Genomic DNA, 17,753 nt, shown 5'->3' on the forward strand with positions numbered 1-17,753 from the left:
ACAAATGACCTATATACATCTTACTACAGACGAGCTTGTTTTAATAGAATCTTATTATCACCAAGCTAAAAAAGTTAAACATGTTGCTGATACTTTAAAAAGATCAAGACAAACTATTTATAATGTTTACAACGCTTTAAATGAGGGATTATCTATTCTAGATTACTATCAAAGATACAAAAAAAATAAAAAGAAATGTGGAAGGCGTCCTATTTCTTTACCTGATAATGAAACAAAATATATTCAAAACAAAGTGGCTCAAGGATGGACTCCTGACGTGATTATCGGTCGTGCTGAGATTTCTATTTCTTGTTCTGTTCGGACACTTTATAGATTGTTCTCGCGTGAATCTTTTGATTCCACAACTTTACCAATGAAAGGTAAAAGAAAACCTAATGGGCATAAAGAAAAACGAGGTAAACAAGCATTTAAACGAACCATTCATCAGAGAGACGCTGAGCATAACGAGTTTCAAAATGAATTTGGTCACCTAGAAGGTGACACTATTGTTGGGAAAAATCATAAAAGTGCTGTTATTACATTAGTTGAAAGGTTATCAAAAGTTATTATTACCTTAAAGCCAACAGGGAGACACGCTATAGATATTGAGAATAGCTTAAATGAATGGTTAAAAAAATGCCCTAATCACTTGTTTAAATCTATCACATTTGATTGTGGCAAAGAATTTTCTAACTGGAAATCTATCAGTAACTTAAATGATATTGATATCTACTTTGCTGACCCTGGTACACCTTCACAACGAGGTTTAAATGAAAATTCTAATGGGCTATTGCGTAAGGATGGATTGCCTAAGAAAATGGATTTCAACGAAGTTGATGAATCTTTCATTCAATCTGTTGCATCCAAAAGAAATAATATTCCTAGAAAATCATTAAACTATAAAACACCATTAGAAGTATTTTTGAGCTATGTAGACAATGACATTTTGTCTAGCTTAATTTGACAAATGAAAATTTCTAAAAGTAGTTTGTGTTAAGATAGTAGTATCATTTAATTCCAAAGGATGGATATTATGGAAAAAAACACTTTTTTTAAAACTGTTAACAAAGGACTCATTGTTTCCTGTCAAGCACTACCTGGTGAACCACTTTATACAAAAAATGGTGGCATCATGCCACTACTAGCACTAAGTGCCTTTGAAGCTGGAGCTGTAGGTATTAGGGCAAATTCTGTCCGAGATATCAAAGAAATTAAAGAAGTCATTGATTTACCAATTATAGGTATTATTAAGCGTGATTACCCTCCTGAGCTACCTTTTATTACAGCAACTATGACTGAGGTGGACGAATTGTGTGAAGTTGGTGTCGAAGTTGTGGCGCTGGATTGTACAAGTAGAGCTCGTCATGATGGGTTGTCTGTACCTGAATTTATCAAAAAAATTAAAGATAAGTATCCAAAACAACTACTCATGGCAGATATTGCAACTTTTAGTGAAGCTGTAACAGCATATGAAGCTGGAGTCGATATAGTCGCAACGACTCTTTGTGGATACACAGAAGAAACCATTAATTCTCCGGTTCCTAATCTTGAATTAATCCAACAATTAGTTGAAGCTCATTTACCTGTTATTGCAGAAGGAGGAATCCATAGCCCCGAAATAGCAAAACAAATCATGGACTTAGGTGTTATTAGTATTGTAGTTGGTGGTGCCATTACAAGACCAAAAGAAATTGCAACACGATTTGTTGAGGCTCTAAAAGACTAAACATTACTTAGGTGATGTTTGGTCTTTTTTCGGCTCTTCGTCAAATCGTGTTGATATTTAAAAATTGATAAAATAAGGGCATTAGAAGAAGGGGGATTTTTCCTCCTTCTTCTTTTTAATTAAATTGAAATGATTGACCTTGAATAAGGAAAATCCGTCGCTTAAAAGTTAAGAAATTTCGGTAACCATAGGCTGTTCGTTTGATAGCTTTGATTCGGTTGTTAATTCCTTCTAAAAAACCATTTGAATAAGAATAATTTAAAGCATTGGTAACACCTTGCCTGAAGGTTTGGAATGTTTTGAATTTGGCTTTAAATTCCTTAGGAAGCTCATTAGAGATAGAATGAGTTAATTCTAAAAATAAGTCTGAATCCTTTGTTTCATAAGCATATTTTAACTCTTGTATATAATCATATGCGATTTTTATAGTTGAGTTATAGGAAAGAAGTTCTTCAATGACACCAACTTGTGTCATACTTTTATTGAAAAGAGGATAATTACTATATGTAGTGGCACTTAATTGACTAGAGTCTTTTAAAAATAGTTTCCAATATTTTTTTATTCTCCGGTATTGTTTTGCTTCTTCATTATCATAACGTTTTAATTGATTCATTTCTTTTATTCTTAGTTGATTAAAAGAACGATTGATATGCTGAATGATATGGAATCTATCTGTCACAATCTCTGCATGTGGAAATACAGTTTTAAGAAGGCCACCGTAGTTGGCATTCATATCCATGACGAGAAACTTCACTTTTAACCGCTCTTTTCTGGAGTATTTCAGGAAGTACTTAATAAGAGAGAAGAGACGTCTATCTGGTAAAATATCAATAATCTTTTTACTTTCAGCATCAGCACAAATAAAGCTCATACCAGATTGACATGACTTAGTTGATTTAAATTCATCGACACATAGTACTTTTGGTAGATGTTGAAAGTTGGTTAGACAGTGGTTGGTAAAGTCGTATAAAACACGTTGTACCGTGTTATCAGAAACATGATGGAATCTAGCGATCTCTTTTCTTGAACGATCTTCTTTCAAATCTAAGGCGATTTGATACTTTAATGTTTTCGATATATGACAATAGTCATCGACTAACGCAGTATCAGCACTGAATGTTGTATGACATTCTTTACATAGATATCGTTCTCTTTTAAGTTCTAAATAAGTTGTGACCCTATTAAACTCTGGTAGTTGTGTTTTAGTAGTATAAGTACCATTTTTAACACACGTATTCTGATGACAAGAGGGGCATATTCTGTCTGGAGACGTTAGTCTTCCCCTTATTATATTTGAGCGTCTACCTCTAATAGTAGCCTCAGTTAACCAATCTTTTTCAAAAATAATAGATTTGTCTGTTAAATTAAGTAATTTTCTAGTATGATTATCCATGGGAACATCCTCCTAATAATTTGGTTTTTGTCGACTTTATTTTATCATGTTTGGATGTTCCTTTTTGTATTTAAAAACAAAAAATCGTATTAATGGAAACTATCCATCAACACGATTTATTATAGACCCCTTTTTTCTATTCATCATGCCACTCAGTGGAATAAAAAAACAGGCTTAAGATATACATGATATCCTAAACCTGTACTTAATTAATCTAACTCAACATTATGATAGATACTTTGAACATCTTCCAACTCATCTAAGGCATCAATCATTTTTTCAAATTGTGCCACGTCCTCATCTGACAAAGTCACTTCTGTTTGAGGTAACATTTGAATCTCAGCAATTGAAAATTCTTCAATACCTTTTGCTTTTAAAGCTTCTTGAATAGCATGAAAATCTACAACTTCTCCGTAAACGATGACTTGATCATCTTCATCAAAAACATCACGTACATCAATATCTTCTTCCATTAAATACTCAAATATGTCCTCAGCATCTTCACTTTCAAAACCAAAAATTGCTGTATTATCAAACATATATGCTACAGCACCTGATACACCCATATTACCACCATTTTTACCAAAGGCAGCTCTCACATCTGCTGCTGTACGGTTAACGTTATTCGTTAATGTATCAACAATCACCATTGAGCCATTTGGTCCAAAGCCTTCATAGCGTAGTTCTGAATAAGTCTCATCTCCTGAGCCTTTTGCCTTTTCAATCGCACGATCAATAATATGTTTTGGTACATTATATGTTTTAGCACGATCAATAACAAAGCGTAATTTTTGGTTCGTTTCTGGATCAGGGTCACCTGATTTTGCTGCTGCATAGATTTCAATTCCAAATTTTGCATATATTTTGCTATTATTTGCATCTTTAGCTGTTTTTTTAGCTACAATATTAGCCCATTTACGTCCCATTTTATTTGTCACTTCTCTTTCTTTTGTTTATCAAATTGTTCTGATGAAATTTCCTGTTTCATTATACTTGTAAATAGCTAAATATTAAAGGCTTTTTTATGAATAATTAATAAAAATCAACATGTCATGAGCTCTTAATCTTATTCTTAAGCATAGCAGTTTACTATTTATTTTAAAAATACTAAACTAATCATAGATAAAAGGAGGAGAAAACGTGACACGTTTTTAAAAACTATGTTTATTTGCTACTTTTTCCACTAGTTTACTTTCAGGTTGTTATCAAAAGACTGAACCATTCAATAATATTAACCAAACTAAAACTCAAAAAATAGGAGGGATAACCATGACTTCATATCCCCCAGGAACCTTATTAAAAGCTGTATCTAATAAAGATATATAATATTTTAGCTTCCAATGATTATAATATTAATGAGAAAAATGCTGATTTAGATACACCTCTGGTTGTGTCAAGAATTATGTGTAAATGGAAAATCCATTCCATTATTTTAAGTTAAAACATTGATTCTAATGTATCTTGAATTTCCTTAAATCCTTTATGCACTCTACCTAAAAACTTTTGGTTATATTCATTGAACTGAGAAACAAGGAATCTCTCCAGCGATTCTTCATTAGGAAATTGTTCTTTTCTCTTTGTATATTTTTTTAACTGTTTATTGAATCCTTCAATCAAGTTAGTTGAGTAGATAGTTCTTCTGATTGATGGCGAGAAGTTATAGAAAGTTAATATAGCAGGATTCATGAGTAACTTCACAACTCGTGGATACTGCTTTTTCCATTTTTCTGTCATAAAAGTTACTTGTTCAATTGCTTCCTCTTTTGAAAGAGCTTGATAGACAGTTTTAAAATCATCACAGATTTCTTTTCTATTCTTAACACGAACTTTATGAGCAATATTTCTAGAGACATGAACACAACATTGTTGAAATTGAGCATTTGGATAGACACTATGGATACTATCGTGAATACCGCTTAAACCATCAGTTACAACTAATAAAACCTCTTCTAAACCACGGTCTTGAAGTATCTCTTTCCAAATGTAGGCAGATTCAGTTGGAGCAGTAGTAAATCCTAGAACTTCTTTGGTTCCATCTAACCGGATACAAATTACTATGTAAATAGCTTCTTTTGCTACGGTTTTCCTTTTTACTGGAATATGAGTAGCATCCATAAAAACAACTGAGTATTTAGCCTCTAAAGTTCTTTCTTAAATCCAGATCTATCATATTTTTCATAGTCAAGAAATGCTGTTAGTTCAGCTTTTAATAATGAATTAATAGCTAGCTCTAGATGATGGCGAAACAAATCATCCAAATCACCTTTATTGATTAGTGTTTCCATAATTTCTGTAGTAAAATTATTCATGAGAAAGTCCTCCTCTAAAATTTCTGTGTGGTAACTTTAATTTTACAGAATGGACTTTCTTTTTTTCTACCCTAAATTTCTATTTACACAAAATATTTTACGCTATCCACCAGCAGCATCATCACCAAAAAAGATGTCCTTTGCATCTATCTGTTTTTTTAGGTATTAACGCTATTATTGGATCAGGAGCTTTCTTACTACCGCAAGATATTTATAAAGATATTGGTGTAACAAGTATTTTAGTACTGTTTGTTGCAGCATTAACTGTTAGTATGATCGCCCTGTGTTACGCAGATTTATCTAGTCGTTTTTCAGGGTCAGGAGCAGCATGGTTATATTCTTATAATGCTTTTGGTAAGTTTACAGGCTTTCAAATTGGCTTATTTTCATGGTTTTTAGGATGCTTAACTCTAGCTGCCGAGTCAGTGGCGTTATTACGAGTTCTTAAAAACTTATTTCCAGCAATGGGTGGACCAATTATGAAATATGCTTTCCCAGTAGGCATGATATTGATATTAGCAGTGATTAATTTATTTGGTACAACTATTGTTAAGAAGATTGATAATGTATCCTCTGTTTTTAAAATAGGAACTATTGTATTTTTTATTGTTCTAGGTGTATTTTTTATTAAATTTGCTAACTTTAAGCCTTTAGTACCTTCAAGTGTGACTGGATTTAGTAGTTTTTCCGGGCACTTTGGTAAAGCTTTTAGTGTCGTATTTTACATGTTCACAGGCTTTTCATTTATTCCAGTAGCTGCAGCGCAAATGGATAATCCACAAAAGAATATTCCTAAGACTTTGATTACAGTTATGATGACTGTTATGGTGCTTTATGTGCTAGTCCAAGCGATTGTTATTGGAATTTTAGGTAGTAGTATTGTGAAGTATGATATTCCAATTGCTAATGCGCTTGACTCGACAGTAGGTCACTGGGCCTATGTGTTAATTATTATTGGGATGCTGGTTTCTATTTTTGGAGTAGCCTTTGCTATTTCATTTAGTACACCTGTTTTAGCTAAGTCTTTAGCTAAAGAGCATAACTTATTACCAAGTATGTTTACCAAAGAAAACAGTCATGGTGCTCCTTGGGTAGCTATATTATTTACAACAGTTATTAGTGTGATTTTAGTGTCGTTTGGCTATATTTTCTTAGTAGCTTGTATCGTACTTGCCTCATTTATTCAGTACGTACCATCGATTTTAGCGGTAATCAAATTTAAACACAATGGACAGTTTCCTAACCAAGGATTTAAGCTAAAAGGTGGGTATACAATCCCAATTATCGCATTAATTATTTCTATGTACTTATTAACAAACTTTACAGTAAAAGTATTAATTGTGGCTCTTGTCGTTTTTGGTAGAGGACTGATTATGTACTTTACAAGTATTAGAAAAAAAGATGAACCAGCAGCTGTAACAAAATCTAAACAACAAGTTACAGGGGCGACCAAATAAAGCTTAATAGAAAAAATAGAGGAGGTGATACGCTCATTCTCCTCTATTTTTTATTTGAAAATAAGAATTATTAAAAAAATAAATAATCTTTTTATAACTGAAAAGGTTTACAATTAAAAAGAAGCATGTTAGTATTTAAGTAGATTATAGGATTGTGACTGTTAGGCAGGCAAAACCTAAATTGAAAGAAAGTCATATGTACGAGGACTACCCACTTTTTAGGGTGCACTTTGTATGTCTATTTTTTTCAATTTAGGTTTTTTTGTTGTCATAAAAATACTTAGGAGGAAGACATATGTCAAAGCAAAGTAATAAGGAATTAGCCACAGATGTTTTAACTTTAGTTGGGGGCAAGGAAAATGTTATTAGTGTGGTTCATTGTGCCACGAGGTTAAGGTTTAAATTAAAAGATGAGTCAAAAGCTCAGACTGAAAAAATCAAAAATCATTCAGGTGTTATTACAGTAGTCCAAAGTGGTGGACAGTATCAGGTTGTTATTGGTAGCCATGTGAAAGATGTTTATCAAGACTTATTGGAAGTATCAGGGTTGAGTGGGGCTTCATCTAGTGAGGAAGATACACCAAAAGGTAACATTTTTAATCAATTTGTTGATATCATTTCAGGTGTATTCACTCCCTTCTTAGGTGCATTAGCTGGAACTGGGGTTTTAAAAGGATTATTAACTTTATTTGTTTTATTTGGTTGGGTAAGTGAGCAGTCTGGTGTTTACCAAATTTTATTTGCAGCTTCTGATGGTTTTATGCAATTTTTACCATTTGCAATCGCTTATACAGCTGCTAAGAAATTTAAATCAGATCCGTTTATCTCTGTAGCAGTTGTTGGGGCACTTTTATACCCAAGTATTACTCAAATGGCGGCAGAACAAGTGGCAATTAACTTTTTAGGTATTCCAGTCATTATCGGACCAACAGGTTATATGCAAACTGTTATTCCAATTATTTTATTTGTTTGGTTGCAAAAGTATATTGAAAAAGGGGCTAAAAAAATTGTTCCTGATTTCTTGAAGATTATTTTAGTTCCAATGTTAACTATCTTGGTTATGGTACCTCTAACTTTTATTGTTATTGGACCTTTAGGAACGATTATCGGTGTAGGTTTAGGTAATTTATATGATGCTATCTTTAACTTTAGTCCGATCATTGCTGGTGCTGTTATGGGTGGTTTATGGCAAGTTTTTGTGATGTTTGGTATGCACTGGGGATTCATTCCTATTGCTTTAAATAATTTAACAATGAATAATTTTGATACAATGACTCCTATGCTACTTGCAGCAGTTCTTGCTCAAGCAGGAGCAGCCTTAGCTGTGGCATTAAGAACGAAGAGTAAAAAAAGAAAAGCATTGGCAGTATCTGGAACGCTAACTGCAGTTTTTGGTATCACAGAACCAACAGTATACGGGGTAACGTTACCTCTTAAAAAACCATTTATTTCAGCTTGTATTGGTGGTGCTGTAGGTGGTGCAATCATTGCAGGTGCTGGTGTTAAAATGTTTTCTGGTGGGTTAATTAGTGTGCTATCTATCCCAGGTTTCATTAGTACAATTGAAGGTGTGGAATCTAATGTAATCATGGGAATTATTGGTTCAGTTGTGGCTATCGTTATCTCATTTGTTTTAACGTTAGTGTTAGGATTTGATTTAGAAGCCTCAGCTGAAGAAAACGCGGAAGTGTCAACTGAAGAAATGACAACAACAAACCAAAAATCAGAAAAACGTGATGTATTAGTATCTCCTTTAACAGGTAAAGTTTTACCATTAAGTCAAGTCAAAGATGAAGTATTTGCCTCAGAAGCGTTAGGAAAAGGGTTAGCCATTGAACCAAGTGTTGGAGAAGTTTATGCTCCCTCAGACGCAGAAGTTACATCAGTATTTCCTACAGGCCATGCTATTGGTTTAACAACAGATACGGGTGCTGAAGTACTGATTCATATTGGAATGGACACAGTTGAACTGGAAGGTAAGGGGTTTGATGTGAAAGTTAAGCAAGGTGATAAGGTTAAACAAGGTGACTTACTTGTTGCTTTTGATATTGATACTTTAGAAAAAGCAGGTAAATCGATTATCACACCTATTGTCGTGACTAATTCAGCAGATTACTTAGATGTATTAGATTTAGAGCAGACAGATGTTGTGAGTGGTGAAGATATCCTTGTATTAGTTAAATAATCATCACTTTATAGAACGAAGAGAAGATGTTAAACTAATCATAACAAGAAGAAATACTAAAGAAAGGGATAATAACACGTGAAAATCAAGAAAATTCTAAATAATAATGTTGTTATTTCTGAAAATGAGTACTCTGAAGAAGTGATTGTTATGGGTAGGGGCATTGCTTTTCAAAAACAGATTGGTGACTTACTTTTAGAAGAATTAATAGATAAGGTTTTTGTCAGTGATTCGACTAAAGAAACACTAGAAATAGAAAAATTAATTACTCAAGCTGGGCCAGATATTATCGAAATAGCAAAAGAAATTATCTTACTTGCAGAAGAAAGAATAGGTCACGAGTATTCAGAAAAAGCTTATCTGAGCCTAACAGATCACCTGTTTTATGCTACTGAGCGAATGAAGGAAGGGATTTCAATACCTAACCCTTTAATTGTTGAAATTAAGAAATTTTATAGTCAAGAATACGCTATTGGGGTGACTGGGTGTCAGATGGTTAGAGACCGCTTAAATATTGATTTTCAGGATGATGAAGCAGGGTTTATTGCGCTTCATTTGGCTAATCATATAGCTAATACGGAGAATATGACGTTAACGATTGAAAGTACTGAAATCATGCGAGATATTTTAAGGATTATTAGCCGGTATTTTGGTATTGTTTTTGATGAAGACTCCCTAAGTTATCAGCGAATGATGACGCATATTCAGTATTTTGCTCAGCGTATCTTAAAAGATGAGATCCAGGAAGAGCCAGATGAGTTTTTATATGCACTAATCCAAGGTAAGTACCCAGCTGCCTTTAACTGTAGCTTGAGGATTAGAGAATACTTAGAAACATCAAAATCTATTACCGTTCAAGATGCTGAAGTGATCTATCTCGTTATTCATATCCACAGGGTCATTGAGCAACATAAAAAAAGAAAATAAAGAGTTTTAACAAAAAAGAGATGATGCCTGGTGCCATCTCTTTTTTTGAACTTATATTTGATTAAATTATAAGTCAGACAGACTGACTTATGATACACTTACCTTAATAGTGAAAAAGCGGAGGATATTATGATTTTATTACAAGCAAACCAAGTTGCTAGACTCTTTGGTGAAGAAGTATTATTTGAAAACATACAATTAGAAGTACAAGATAATAGCCGGATTGCTCTTGTTGGAAGAAACGGTGCTGGCAAGTCTACCTTACTTAAGATATTAGCAGGTATTGAAGAAGCAGATAAAGGACAGGTAACTAAAGTAAAAAACTTAACAATTGGTTACCTGGATCAGCATACTGGTATTGACTCAGATAAGACTATTTGGGAAGAGATGTTAGGTGTTTTTGATCATATTCGTGATATGGAAAAAGAATTGAGACGACTTGAGCATGACATCTCAGATCCTTCTATTCAAGCAAATCCTAAAGAATACGAACAAGTACTTAAAAATTATGACGCATTGCAGCAACAGTTTAATGATTTAAACGGCTATGGTTATGAGTCTGAGATTAAGTCTGTTTTACATGGATTTCGTTTTGATGAGGCTTGGTATGACACACCTATTCAGAATTTATCTGGTGGTCAAAAAACACGTTTAGCTCTGGCTAGACTCTTACTTGAAAAGCCTAATTTACTTATACTAGATGAGCCAACTAACCACTTAGATATTGAAACACTAGATTGGTTAGAGCAGTATTTACAGCAGTACCGTGGTGCTATTTTAATGGTTTCTCATGACCGTTATTTCCTAGATAAAATCATACAAGAAGTTTATGATGTGAGTCGTCAAAAAGTCATTCATTATAAAGGGAATTATAGTAACTTTCTTGATCGAAAAGCTGAAAGACTAGAGCTTGAGTGGAAGGAGTATGAAAAGCAACAAGTAGAAATTTCTAAATTAGAAGACTTTGTTGCGAGAAATATTGTCAGAGCCTCCACGACTAAACGGGCTCAAAGTAGACGTAAGCAATTAGAGAAAATGGATAAACTTGATAGGCCAATGGGAGATGAAAAGTCAGCTCACTTTCTCTTTAGACAAGAGCAACCTTCTGGACGTGACGTATTACTTTTAGAGTCTGTAGGTGTCGGTTACGGAAACGACGTATTATCTTATCCTATTAATTTAGATATGAAAAAACAAGAAGCTATTGCTTTAGTAGGACCAAATGGTGTGGGGAAATCTACTTTACTTAAAAGTATTACAGGAGATATTCCTTTCTTAAAAGGAGAGTGTCAGCTTGGTCACCAAGTTAACATTGGTTATTATGATCAGGAACAAAGTCATTTGACTGGAAATCAGACTGTTTTAGAAGAAATTTGGAGTGAGCATAGGACTGTACCTGAAAAAGATATTAGAACTTTACTAGGTAGTTTTCTATTTTCCGGAGAAGATGTGAAAAAGACAATTAATTTACTAAGTGGTGGGGAGCGCGCCCGTGTGGCGTTAGCCAAACTAGCTATGAAACATGATAATCTACTGATATTAGATGAGCCTACTAACCATTTGGATATTGATAGTAAAGAAGTATTAGAAAATGCTTTAATCGAGTATGACGGGACACTATTATTTGTTTCACACGATAGGTATTTTATTAACCGAATTGCTACAGGAGTTTTAGAATTATCTAATGAGGGTAGTACCTTCTATCACGGTAATTATGACTATTATTTGGAGAAAAAAGCTGAAGAAGAAGAACGTCAAGCCCTACTAAATCCAGAGACAAGTGATGTGGTTGTGGTTGAGACAGAAACAAAATTAAGCTATGAGGCATCCAAAGAAAAACAAAAAGAAAAACGAAAATTAGACAGACAAGTTGAAGCTCTAGAAGCACTCTTACATGAGGTTGAAGCAGAGATTGATACTGTACAAGCTAAGATGGGTGAGCCTGAGAGTTTAGAGGATCATGTGTTACTGCAAGAACTGGACAAAACTTTACAAGGTCTATATAACAAACAAGAACAAGTATTAGAGGAGTGGGAAGAAGCTTCCCTACAACTTGAAGAATTAGAGTAGGGTATTAATTTATCGTTAAAACAAATGGGTCTATAATAAATCGTGTTGATGGATAGTTTCCATTAATACGATTTTTTGTTTTTAAATACAAAAAGGAACATCCAAACATGATAAAATAAAGTCGACAAAAACCAAATTATTAGGAGGATGTTCCCATGGATAATCATACTAGAAAATTACTTAATTTAACAGACAAATCTATTATTTTTGAAAAAGATTGGTTAACTGAGGCTACTATTAGAGGTAGACGCTCAAATATAATAAGGGGAAGACTAACGTCTCCAGACAGAATATGCCCCTCTTGTCATCAGAATACGTGTGTTAAAAATGGTACTTATACTACTAAAACACAACTACCAGAGTTTAATAGGGTCACAACTTATTTAGAACTTAAAAGAGAACGATATCTATGTAAAGAATGTCATACAACATTCAGTGCTGATACTGCGTTAGTCGATGACTATTGTCATATATCGAAAACATTAAAGTATCAAATCGCCTTAGATTTGAAAGAAGATCGTTCAAGAAAAGAGATCGCTAGATTCCATCATGTTTCTGATAACACGGTACAACGTGTTTTATACGACTTTACCAACCACTGTCTAACCAACTTTCAACATCTACCAAAAGTACTATGTGTCGATGAATTTAAATCAACTAAGTCATGTCAATCTGGTATGAGCTTTATTTGTGCTGATGCTGAAAGTAAAAAGATTATTGATATTTTACCAGATAGACGTCTCTTCTCTCTTATTAAGTACTTCCTGAAATACTCCAGAAAAGAGCGGTTAAAAGTGAAGTTTCTCGTCATGGATATGAATGCCAACTACGGTGGCCTTCTTAAAACTGTATTTCCACATGCAGAGATTGTGACAGATAGATTCCATATCATTCAGCATATCAATCGTTCTTTTAATCAACTAAGAATAAAAGAAATGAATCAATTAAAACGTTATGATAATGAAGAAGCAAAACAATACCGGAGAATAAAAAAATATTGGAAACTATTTTTAAAAGACTCTAGTCAATTAAGTGCCACTACATATAGTAATTATCCTCTTTTCAATAAAAGTATGACACAAGTTGGTGTCATTGAAGAACTTCTTTCCTATAACTCAACTATAAAAATCGCATATGATTATATACAAGAGTTAAAATATGCTTATGAAACAAAGGATTCAGACTTATTTTTAGAATTAACTCATTCTATCTCTAATGAGCTTCCTAAGGAATTTAAAGCCAAATTCAAAACATTCCAAACCTTCAGGCAAGGTGTTACCAATGCTTTAAATTATTCTTATTCAAATGGTTTTTTAGAAGGAATTAACAACCGAATCAAAGCTATCAAACGAACAGCCTATGGTTACCGAAATTTCTTAACTTTTAAGCGACGGATTTTCCTTATTCAAGGTCAATCATTTCAATTTAATTAAAAAGAAGAAGGAGGAAAAATCCCCCTTCTTCTAATGCCCTTATTTTATCAATTTTTAAATATCAACACGATTTGACGAAGAGCCAAACAAATAGAAAAAACCGAGACTAGCCCGGATAGGTCAGTTTCGGTTTTTTATCTACTTTGTTTTTAATGGATTTTACCGTTTTTTACTTTATTTTCATAGCGTTTAAATAAGATTAGAGCAATGATTGAGAATAATACAGGTCCGGCAATTTGCCATAATGTATCTCCCCACTGTGGCCCACCTTCTCTAAATAAAGGCTCAATGATTGTAAAGATATTAGCAAAGCCAATAACAGCCACAACGATAATTGTTGATACCATATATTGTGTTTTTGTTTTATAAATACTAAATGAGTGATCAATGCTATCTTTTTTCTTGAAGGCAGGAAATGCTCCTGCTAGGAAGATATAAGGAATTGTCATAGATACATTAGTCATCAATGTTAAAATATTATAGAATGATTGAGATTCTTTACCACCAAATGATACAAGTAAAAGAATTAATACAACGATAGATCCTTGAACCCACATTGAAAATTCTGGCATACCTTTATCATTTGTTTTAACCATTTTTTCAGGCCATAATCCTTTTGGTGTTCCCTCGATAATTGTTTTAAGTGGTGAATAACTTAAAGTAAAGAATGCTCCAAGGTAAGCTAGAAACATAGTTAAACCGGTAAATCTAGCAAAACAATTACCAATTGTAATAGCAGTTGCTTCAGATAAATGAATAGCAGTACCAAATTTATATCCTAAGTTGTTCATCAGGACATAAGTGATGTTACCTAAGTTAACATTTTCTCCGCCTAAAATAGCATCCCAGTTAGTCGATACTCCCCATAAGAAAATAGTTAGAGCATAACCAATCGAGATAACTAAAGCTGATAAAATAATCCCTTTGGGAAAGTTTTTCTCAGCATTTTCAGTTTTATCGACTAAACCACCAACAGCTTCTAACCCGCCATAAGCAAAAATAGCAAACACTAAAAATGAAATGGTAGCAAGAGGTGTTGTGTATCCAGCATTGGGAGAGACAATGAAACTTTTTGCTCCCTCAATTGGTTGAGCTAACTCACCGCCATTGAAAACTAAAATAATTAAACTGATAACAATTAAAATCACATTTAATGACATGACAGCAATACCACCGGCAGATGTGATTTTTGTAATCTTATCTAAACCTTTAGATGAGAAGAATGTCACAATAAGAATAAAAATAATAGCTAATAATCCAACAGTTTCAGTAGAATTCATTCCAAAAAGTGACCACATACCAGTGTGATCTGATCCAGATACAGTTGTTGATAGAGTAATAAAAATTTTAGGTGCCACACTCACCATCCAGATGATGTATGAGGTATACCACATAAAAGTTCCGATAAAGGCATATTTTGCTCCAACAGATTTCTCCATCCAAGTAAACATACCACCTTTTGCAGTTTTAAAGGCTGAACCGTATTCGGCCATCATAAGTGCATAAGGAATAAAGAAAAAAAGTGCTGCTAAAATGTACCAAATAATGGCGCCATATCCCATTCTGTAAAAGGCAACAGGTGCATTACCAAAACCAAAAACCGAAGTAAAAATCATTAAGATTAACCCAATCAGGCTCATCTTTTTAGCTTGATTTGACATAAAAACGCTCCTCTAATAATAGTTGTCTAGGTAGACATACCTATATCCTATCAAATCAATAGATTGAATAGGGAAAAGAAATGATAATAATGTCAGATATCTTAACTACTTCTATAGTAGAACTCATGTGATTGCCATACGAAACAAATCAAATTAACATTAAATGAGTAATTTATCATTGTTATGATTATGTTTCCATTGTTTTAATCGCTTGTCTAAAGGCATTGAGAGTTTCTTCATCTGTTTCTTTATTTTTATGCTCTATTAGAAAATTTAGTATATACTGATTGTTTGGATCGATGACACTAACAGCCCAAGCTGCTATTCCTCTAATCATAGGCCTAGGATCTTCTTCGATACACTGCAAGAGGTTAGGTAAACTACTTTTATCTTTTACATTAGCTAAGGCAATGATAGCATTTCTTTGAATCGGTTTTTTTCCACGCCATGAGCCTGCTAATATGCCAAATTGGTGTTTAAATTCTTTGTTTGAAATGGTTAATAGCGGCTTAAGTAGAGGTGTTACGATATTTGGATCAGGCTCCATTTCAGGATGACGATGCACATCAATTCCTCTATTATAAGGACAAACTTCCTGGCAAATATCACAGCCATAAATAACACTTCTAATTTTAGGACGAAACTCTTCAGGCATGTAGCCTTTAGTTTGAGTTTGGTAAGATAGACATCTTTTAGCATTCATTCGCCCGTCTCCTAAAAGAGCAGACGTGGGACACTGATCAATGCACTTTGTACACTCACCGCATAAAGAGGTCATGGGTGTATCTTCTTCAAATGGAATATTTGTGATAATCTCCCCTAGATAAACATAAGAACCAAACTCTTTTGTGATTAACAAACCATTTTTTCCAATAAAACCAAGGCCAGCCCGTTGTGCTACAGCAACATCAATCAGCTCACCAGTATCAACAAGAGGTTTAAAAGTCAACTCAATATCTGGAGTAACACTTTGGATAGATTGGATGAGTTGGGCCATTTTATCTTTTAAAATATCGTGATAATCCACACCCCAAGAAGCTCTTGCGAATTTTCCTCTTTTTTCTCCCCGTACTGATTTAAGCCTGTTAGTCATTCGTGATGGGTAAGCTAGTGCAATAGAAATAATGGATTGAGGTTTATCAAAAATTAGCTCAGGATATAATCTCTCATCAATATCTGGATGCTCAAAACCCGTGGTGTGTCCATTATTTTTTTGTTCTACTAGACTTGTTTTCAAATGATCAAAAGGTGCAGCAGAGGTGAAGCCTATCTTATCAATACCTATCATCTGGCTTTGCTCAATAATATATCGTTTTAATTCTGCCGTATTCATCTCTTTACCTATCCTTTTATTTTTCTCACTGTATAGTATTCCTGAATTAAGTTATTTTTTCAACTCTTTTTAGCCTCTTTTACGAATATTTCATTAAAGAGGTGATCCATATGTTAATTGCTTTAGAAAAAAATGGCAAGAAAATATCAAGTGATCAGGCTATGAAGGGTAAATCCTATACTTGTCCTACTTGTCATCAAGAAGTTATTTTAAAAAAAGGGAAAATTAAAATACCACATTTTGCTCATAAAACTATCACAACCTGTGATAGTTATAGCGAATCAGAATCAGCTGAACATCTTAGTGGTAAATACTTATTAGCAAAAAACTGTGAAAGGTTTGGTCTACATTATGAGTTAGAAGCTTATATTCCAAAGATTAACCAAAGGGCAGATATACTGGTAGAAAATTATCTCGTCATTGAATTTCAGTGTAGCCCTTTAAGTATTGAGCGTTTACGTGAGCGGACTAGGGCATATCAGTTATCTGGGTATGAGGTGTTTTGGGTACTAGGAGGTACGCTAAGATGCACTAGAACTATGACAGAGTTGAAAAAGCATTTATTGTATTTTAATGATGTAGACAGTTACTATCACATGGAATTAGATGTTAAACAAAATCAGTTAGGCATTAGGCGCTACATGACAAAGGTTAATAATAAAGTAAAACAACAATTTATATCATATTCTTTAAATGAACACAGTTGTTTTTGCATACTAAAAAGGGAGATACCGCTTATAAGTTATCAAATTAGTTGTGAGGTATCAATTAGTGAGTTAGTTAAGCAACAGTTAAAGTGGCAAAAACAGTTGTATTTAAGACAAGCACGTGTGTTAAAAATCCAAGAGTTTTTTTATCATCACCAAGCAAATTTATTAAGTTTGCCGGTTCATATCTATTTTCCTAGATTAACCCACCCTTTCATTGAAGAATGGGAATATGTTTTACGGTTTGTTATTAGCCAGTCCTTAAAAAAAGCAGGAGCCCTTTCGTATAAAGAGTTATTCAACTTATGCCTTGAAACATTAGTAGATGACTACCCTTTTTCATTTATTTGTTTACCAGATTTTCAAGTAATTGATTATTGTTTGTCTCTTTATCTAGTTTATTTGCAGCATATAGGTTTTATTAGGAAAGAATCTTCCACCTATATTTGGCAAGTTAAAAAGAGTAGTGATCAAAAAATGATAGAAAAATCTTTGAAAATGAAAGTGGAATCCTTATCACTTCCATTAAAATATGATATGATTGATAAGTAA

12 protein-coding genes and 1 pseudogene are annotated in these 17,753 nt (G+C 33.5%); 8 read left to right on the forward strand and 5 right to left on the reverse strand.

Translation table 11 applies throughout. The annotated features are described in order from the left end of the window. The first annotated feature begins 4 nt into the window (after positions 1-4). A complete protein-coding gene (locus tag VSF34_RS02160) occupies positions 5-964 on the forward strand; it encodes an IS30 family transposase (RefSeq protein WP_326717468.1) in 960 nt (319 codons plus the stop codon). Between the two features lie 69 nt (positions 965-1,033). Further along, positions 1,034-1,726 (forward strand): N-acetylmannosamine-6-phosphate 2-epimerase, encoded by a 693-nt coding sequence (locus tag VSF34_RS02165; protein WP_326717469.1) that lies wholly within the window; start codon positions 1,034-1,036, stop codon positions 1,724-1,726. 115 nt (positions 1,727-1,841) lie between these two features. Here VSF34_RS02165 and VSF34_RS02170 read toward each other — a convergent pair whose 3' ends face one another. From VSF34_RS02170 to VSF34_RS02180, 3 genes and pseudogenes are all read right to left on the reverse strand, one after another. Then, the gene (locus VSF34_RS02170) at positions 1,842-3,119 is read right to left on the reverse strand and encodes an ISL3 family transposase (RefSeq protein WP_326716709.1); all 1,278 of its coding nucleotides are present in this window, start codon (positions 3,117-3,119) and stop codon (positions 1,842-1,844) included. Positions 3,120-3,328: 209 nt separating this feature from the next. Continuing rightward, the gene (locus tag VSF34_RS02175; RefSeq protein WP_326717470.1) at positions 3,329-4,045 is read right to left on the reverse strand and encodes a YebC/PmpR family DNA-binding transcriptional regulator; all 717 of its coding nucleotides are present in this window, start codon (positions 4,043-4,045) and stop codon (positions 3,329-3,331) included. A 511-nt stretch (positions 4,046-4,556) separates the two neighbouring features. Further along, positions 4,557-5,428, reverse strand: a pseudogene (locus tag VSF34_RS02180) (IS256 family transposase). A gap of 140 nt (positions 5,429-5,568) precedes the next feature. On the opposite strand from VSF34_RS02180, the gene VSF34_RS02185 reads away from it, so the two are divergent. From VSF34_RS02185 to VSF34_RS02205, 5 genes are all read left to right on the forward strand, one after another. Beyond that, positions 5,569-6,885, forward strand: coding sequence for an APC family permease (locus VSF34_RS02185; protein ID WP_326717471.1), 1,317 nt, complete (start codon positions 5,569-5,571; stop codon positions 6,883-6,885). 295 nt (positions 6,886-7,180) lie between these two features. Next, complete coding sequence (locus VSF34_RS02190; protein WP_326717472.1) at positions 7,181-9,070, forward strand: beta-glucoside-specific PTS transporter subunit IIABC; 1,890 nt, start codon at positions 7,181-7,183, stop codon at positions 9,068-9,070. Positions 9,071-9,148: 78 nt separating this feature from the next. Further along, a complete protein-coding gene (licT, locus tag VSF34_RS02195) occupies positions 9,149-9,997 on the forward strand; it encodes a BglG family transcription antiterminator LicT (protein ID WP_326717473.1) in 849 nt (282 codons plus the stop codon). A 129-nt stretch (positions 9,998-10,126) separates the two neighbouring features. Continuing rightward, on the forward strand, positions 10,127-12,067 hold the full coding sequence (locus VSF34_RS02200) for an ABC-F family ATP-binding cassette domain-containing protein (RefSeq protein WP_326717474.1): 1,941 nt from the start codon (positions 10,127-10,129) through the stop codon (positions 12,065-12,067). 155 nt (positions 12,068-12,222) lie between these two features. Then, positions 12,223-13,500: an ISL3 family transposase gene (locus VSF34_RS02205; protein WP_326716709.1), complete on the forward strand. Its 1,278-nt coding sequence runs from the start codon at positions 12,223-12,225 to the stop codon at positions 13,498-13,500. 149 nt (positions 13,501-13,649) lie between these two features. Here VSF34_RS02205 and yjeM read toward each other — a convergent pair whose 3' ends face one another. Next, the gene (gene yjeM, locus VSF34_RS02210; protein WP_326717475.1) at positions 13,650-15,161 is read right to left on the reverse strand and encodes a glutamate/gamma-aminobutyrate family transporter YjeM; all 1,512 of its coding nucleotides are present in this window, start codon (positions 15,159-15,161) and stop codon (positions 13,650-13,652) included. A gap of 187 nt (positions 15,162-15,348) precedes the next feature. Then, entirely contained in the window at positions 15,349-16,494 is a 1,146-nt protein-coding gene (gene queG / locus VSF34_RS02215) for a tRNA epoxyqueuosine(34) reductase QueG (RefSeq protein ID WP_326717476.1), read from the reverse strand. Between the two features lie 110 nt (positions 16,495-16,604). On the opposite strand from queG, the gene VSF34_RS02220 reads away from it, so the two are divergent. After that, positions 16,605-17,753, forward strand: a complete 1,149-nt coding sequence (locus tag VSF34_RS02220) for a competence protein CoiA (protein WP_326717477.1) — start codon at positions 16,605-16,607, stop codon at positions 17,751-17,753.

It is taken from the genome of Vagococcus jeotgali (assembly GCF_035918315.1).
GTDB lineage: Bacteria > Bacillota > Bacilli > Lactobacillales > Vagococcaceae > Vagococcus > Vagococcus jeotgali.

Bases quoted from the DNA above. Each gene is read 5' to 3' on its own strand.
- VSF34_RS02190 (WP_326717472.1), top strand. From the start codon at position 7,181: ATGTCAAAGCAAAGTAATAAGGAATTAGCCACAGATGTTTTAACTTTA.
- queG (WP_326717476.1), bottom strand. From the start codon at position 16,494: ATGAATACGGCAGAATTAAAACGATATATTATTGAGCAAAGCCAGATG.
- VSF34_RS02170 (WP_326716709.1), bottom strand. From the start codon at position 3,119: ATGGATAATCATACTAGAAAATTACTTAATTTAACAGACAAATCTATT.
- VSF34_RS02205 (WP_326716709.1), top strand. From the start codon at position 12,223: ATGGATAATCATACTAGAAAATTACTTAATTTAACAGACAAATCTATT.
- yjeM (WP_326717475.1), bottom strand. From the start codon at position 15,161: ATGTCAAATCAAGCTAAAAAGATGAGCCTGATTGGGTTAATCTTAATG.
- VSF34_RS02175 (WP_326717470.1), bottom strand. From the start codon at position 4,045: ATGGGACGTAAATGGGCTAATATTGTAGCTAAAAAAACAGCTAAAGAT.
- VSF34_RS02160 (WP_326717468.1), top strand. From the start codon at position 5: ATGACCTATATACATCTTACTACAGACGAGCTTGTTTTAATAGAATCT.
- VSF34_RS02220 (WP_326717477.1), top strand. From the start codon at position 16,605: ATGTTAATTGCTTTAGAAAAAAATGGCAAGAAAATATCAAGTGATCAG.
- VSF34_RS02165 (WP_326717469.1), top strand. From the start codon at position 1,034: ATGGAAAAAAACACTTTTTTTAAAACTGTTAACAAAGGACTCATTGTT.
- VSF34_RS02200 (WP_326717474.1), top strand. From the start codon at position 10,127: ATGATTTTATTACAAGCAAACCAAGTTGCTAGACTCTTTGGTGAAGAA.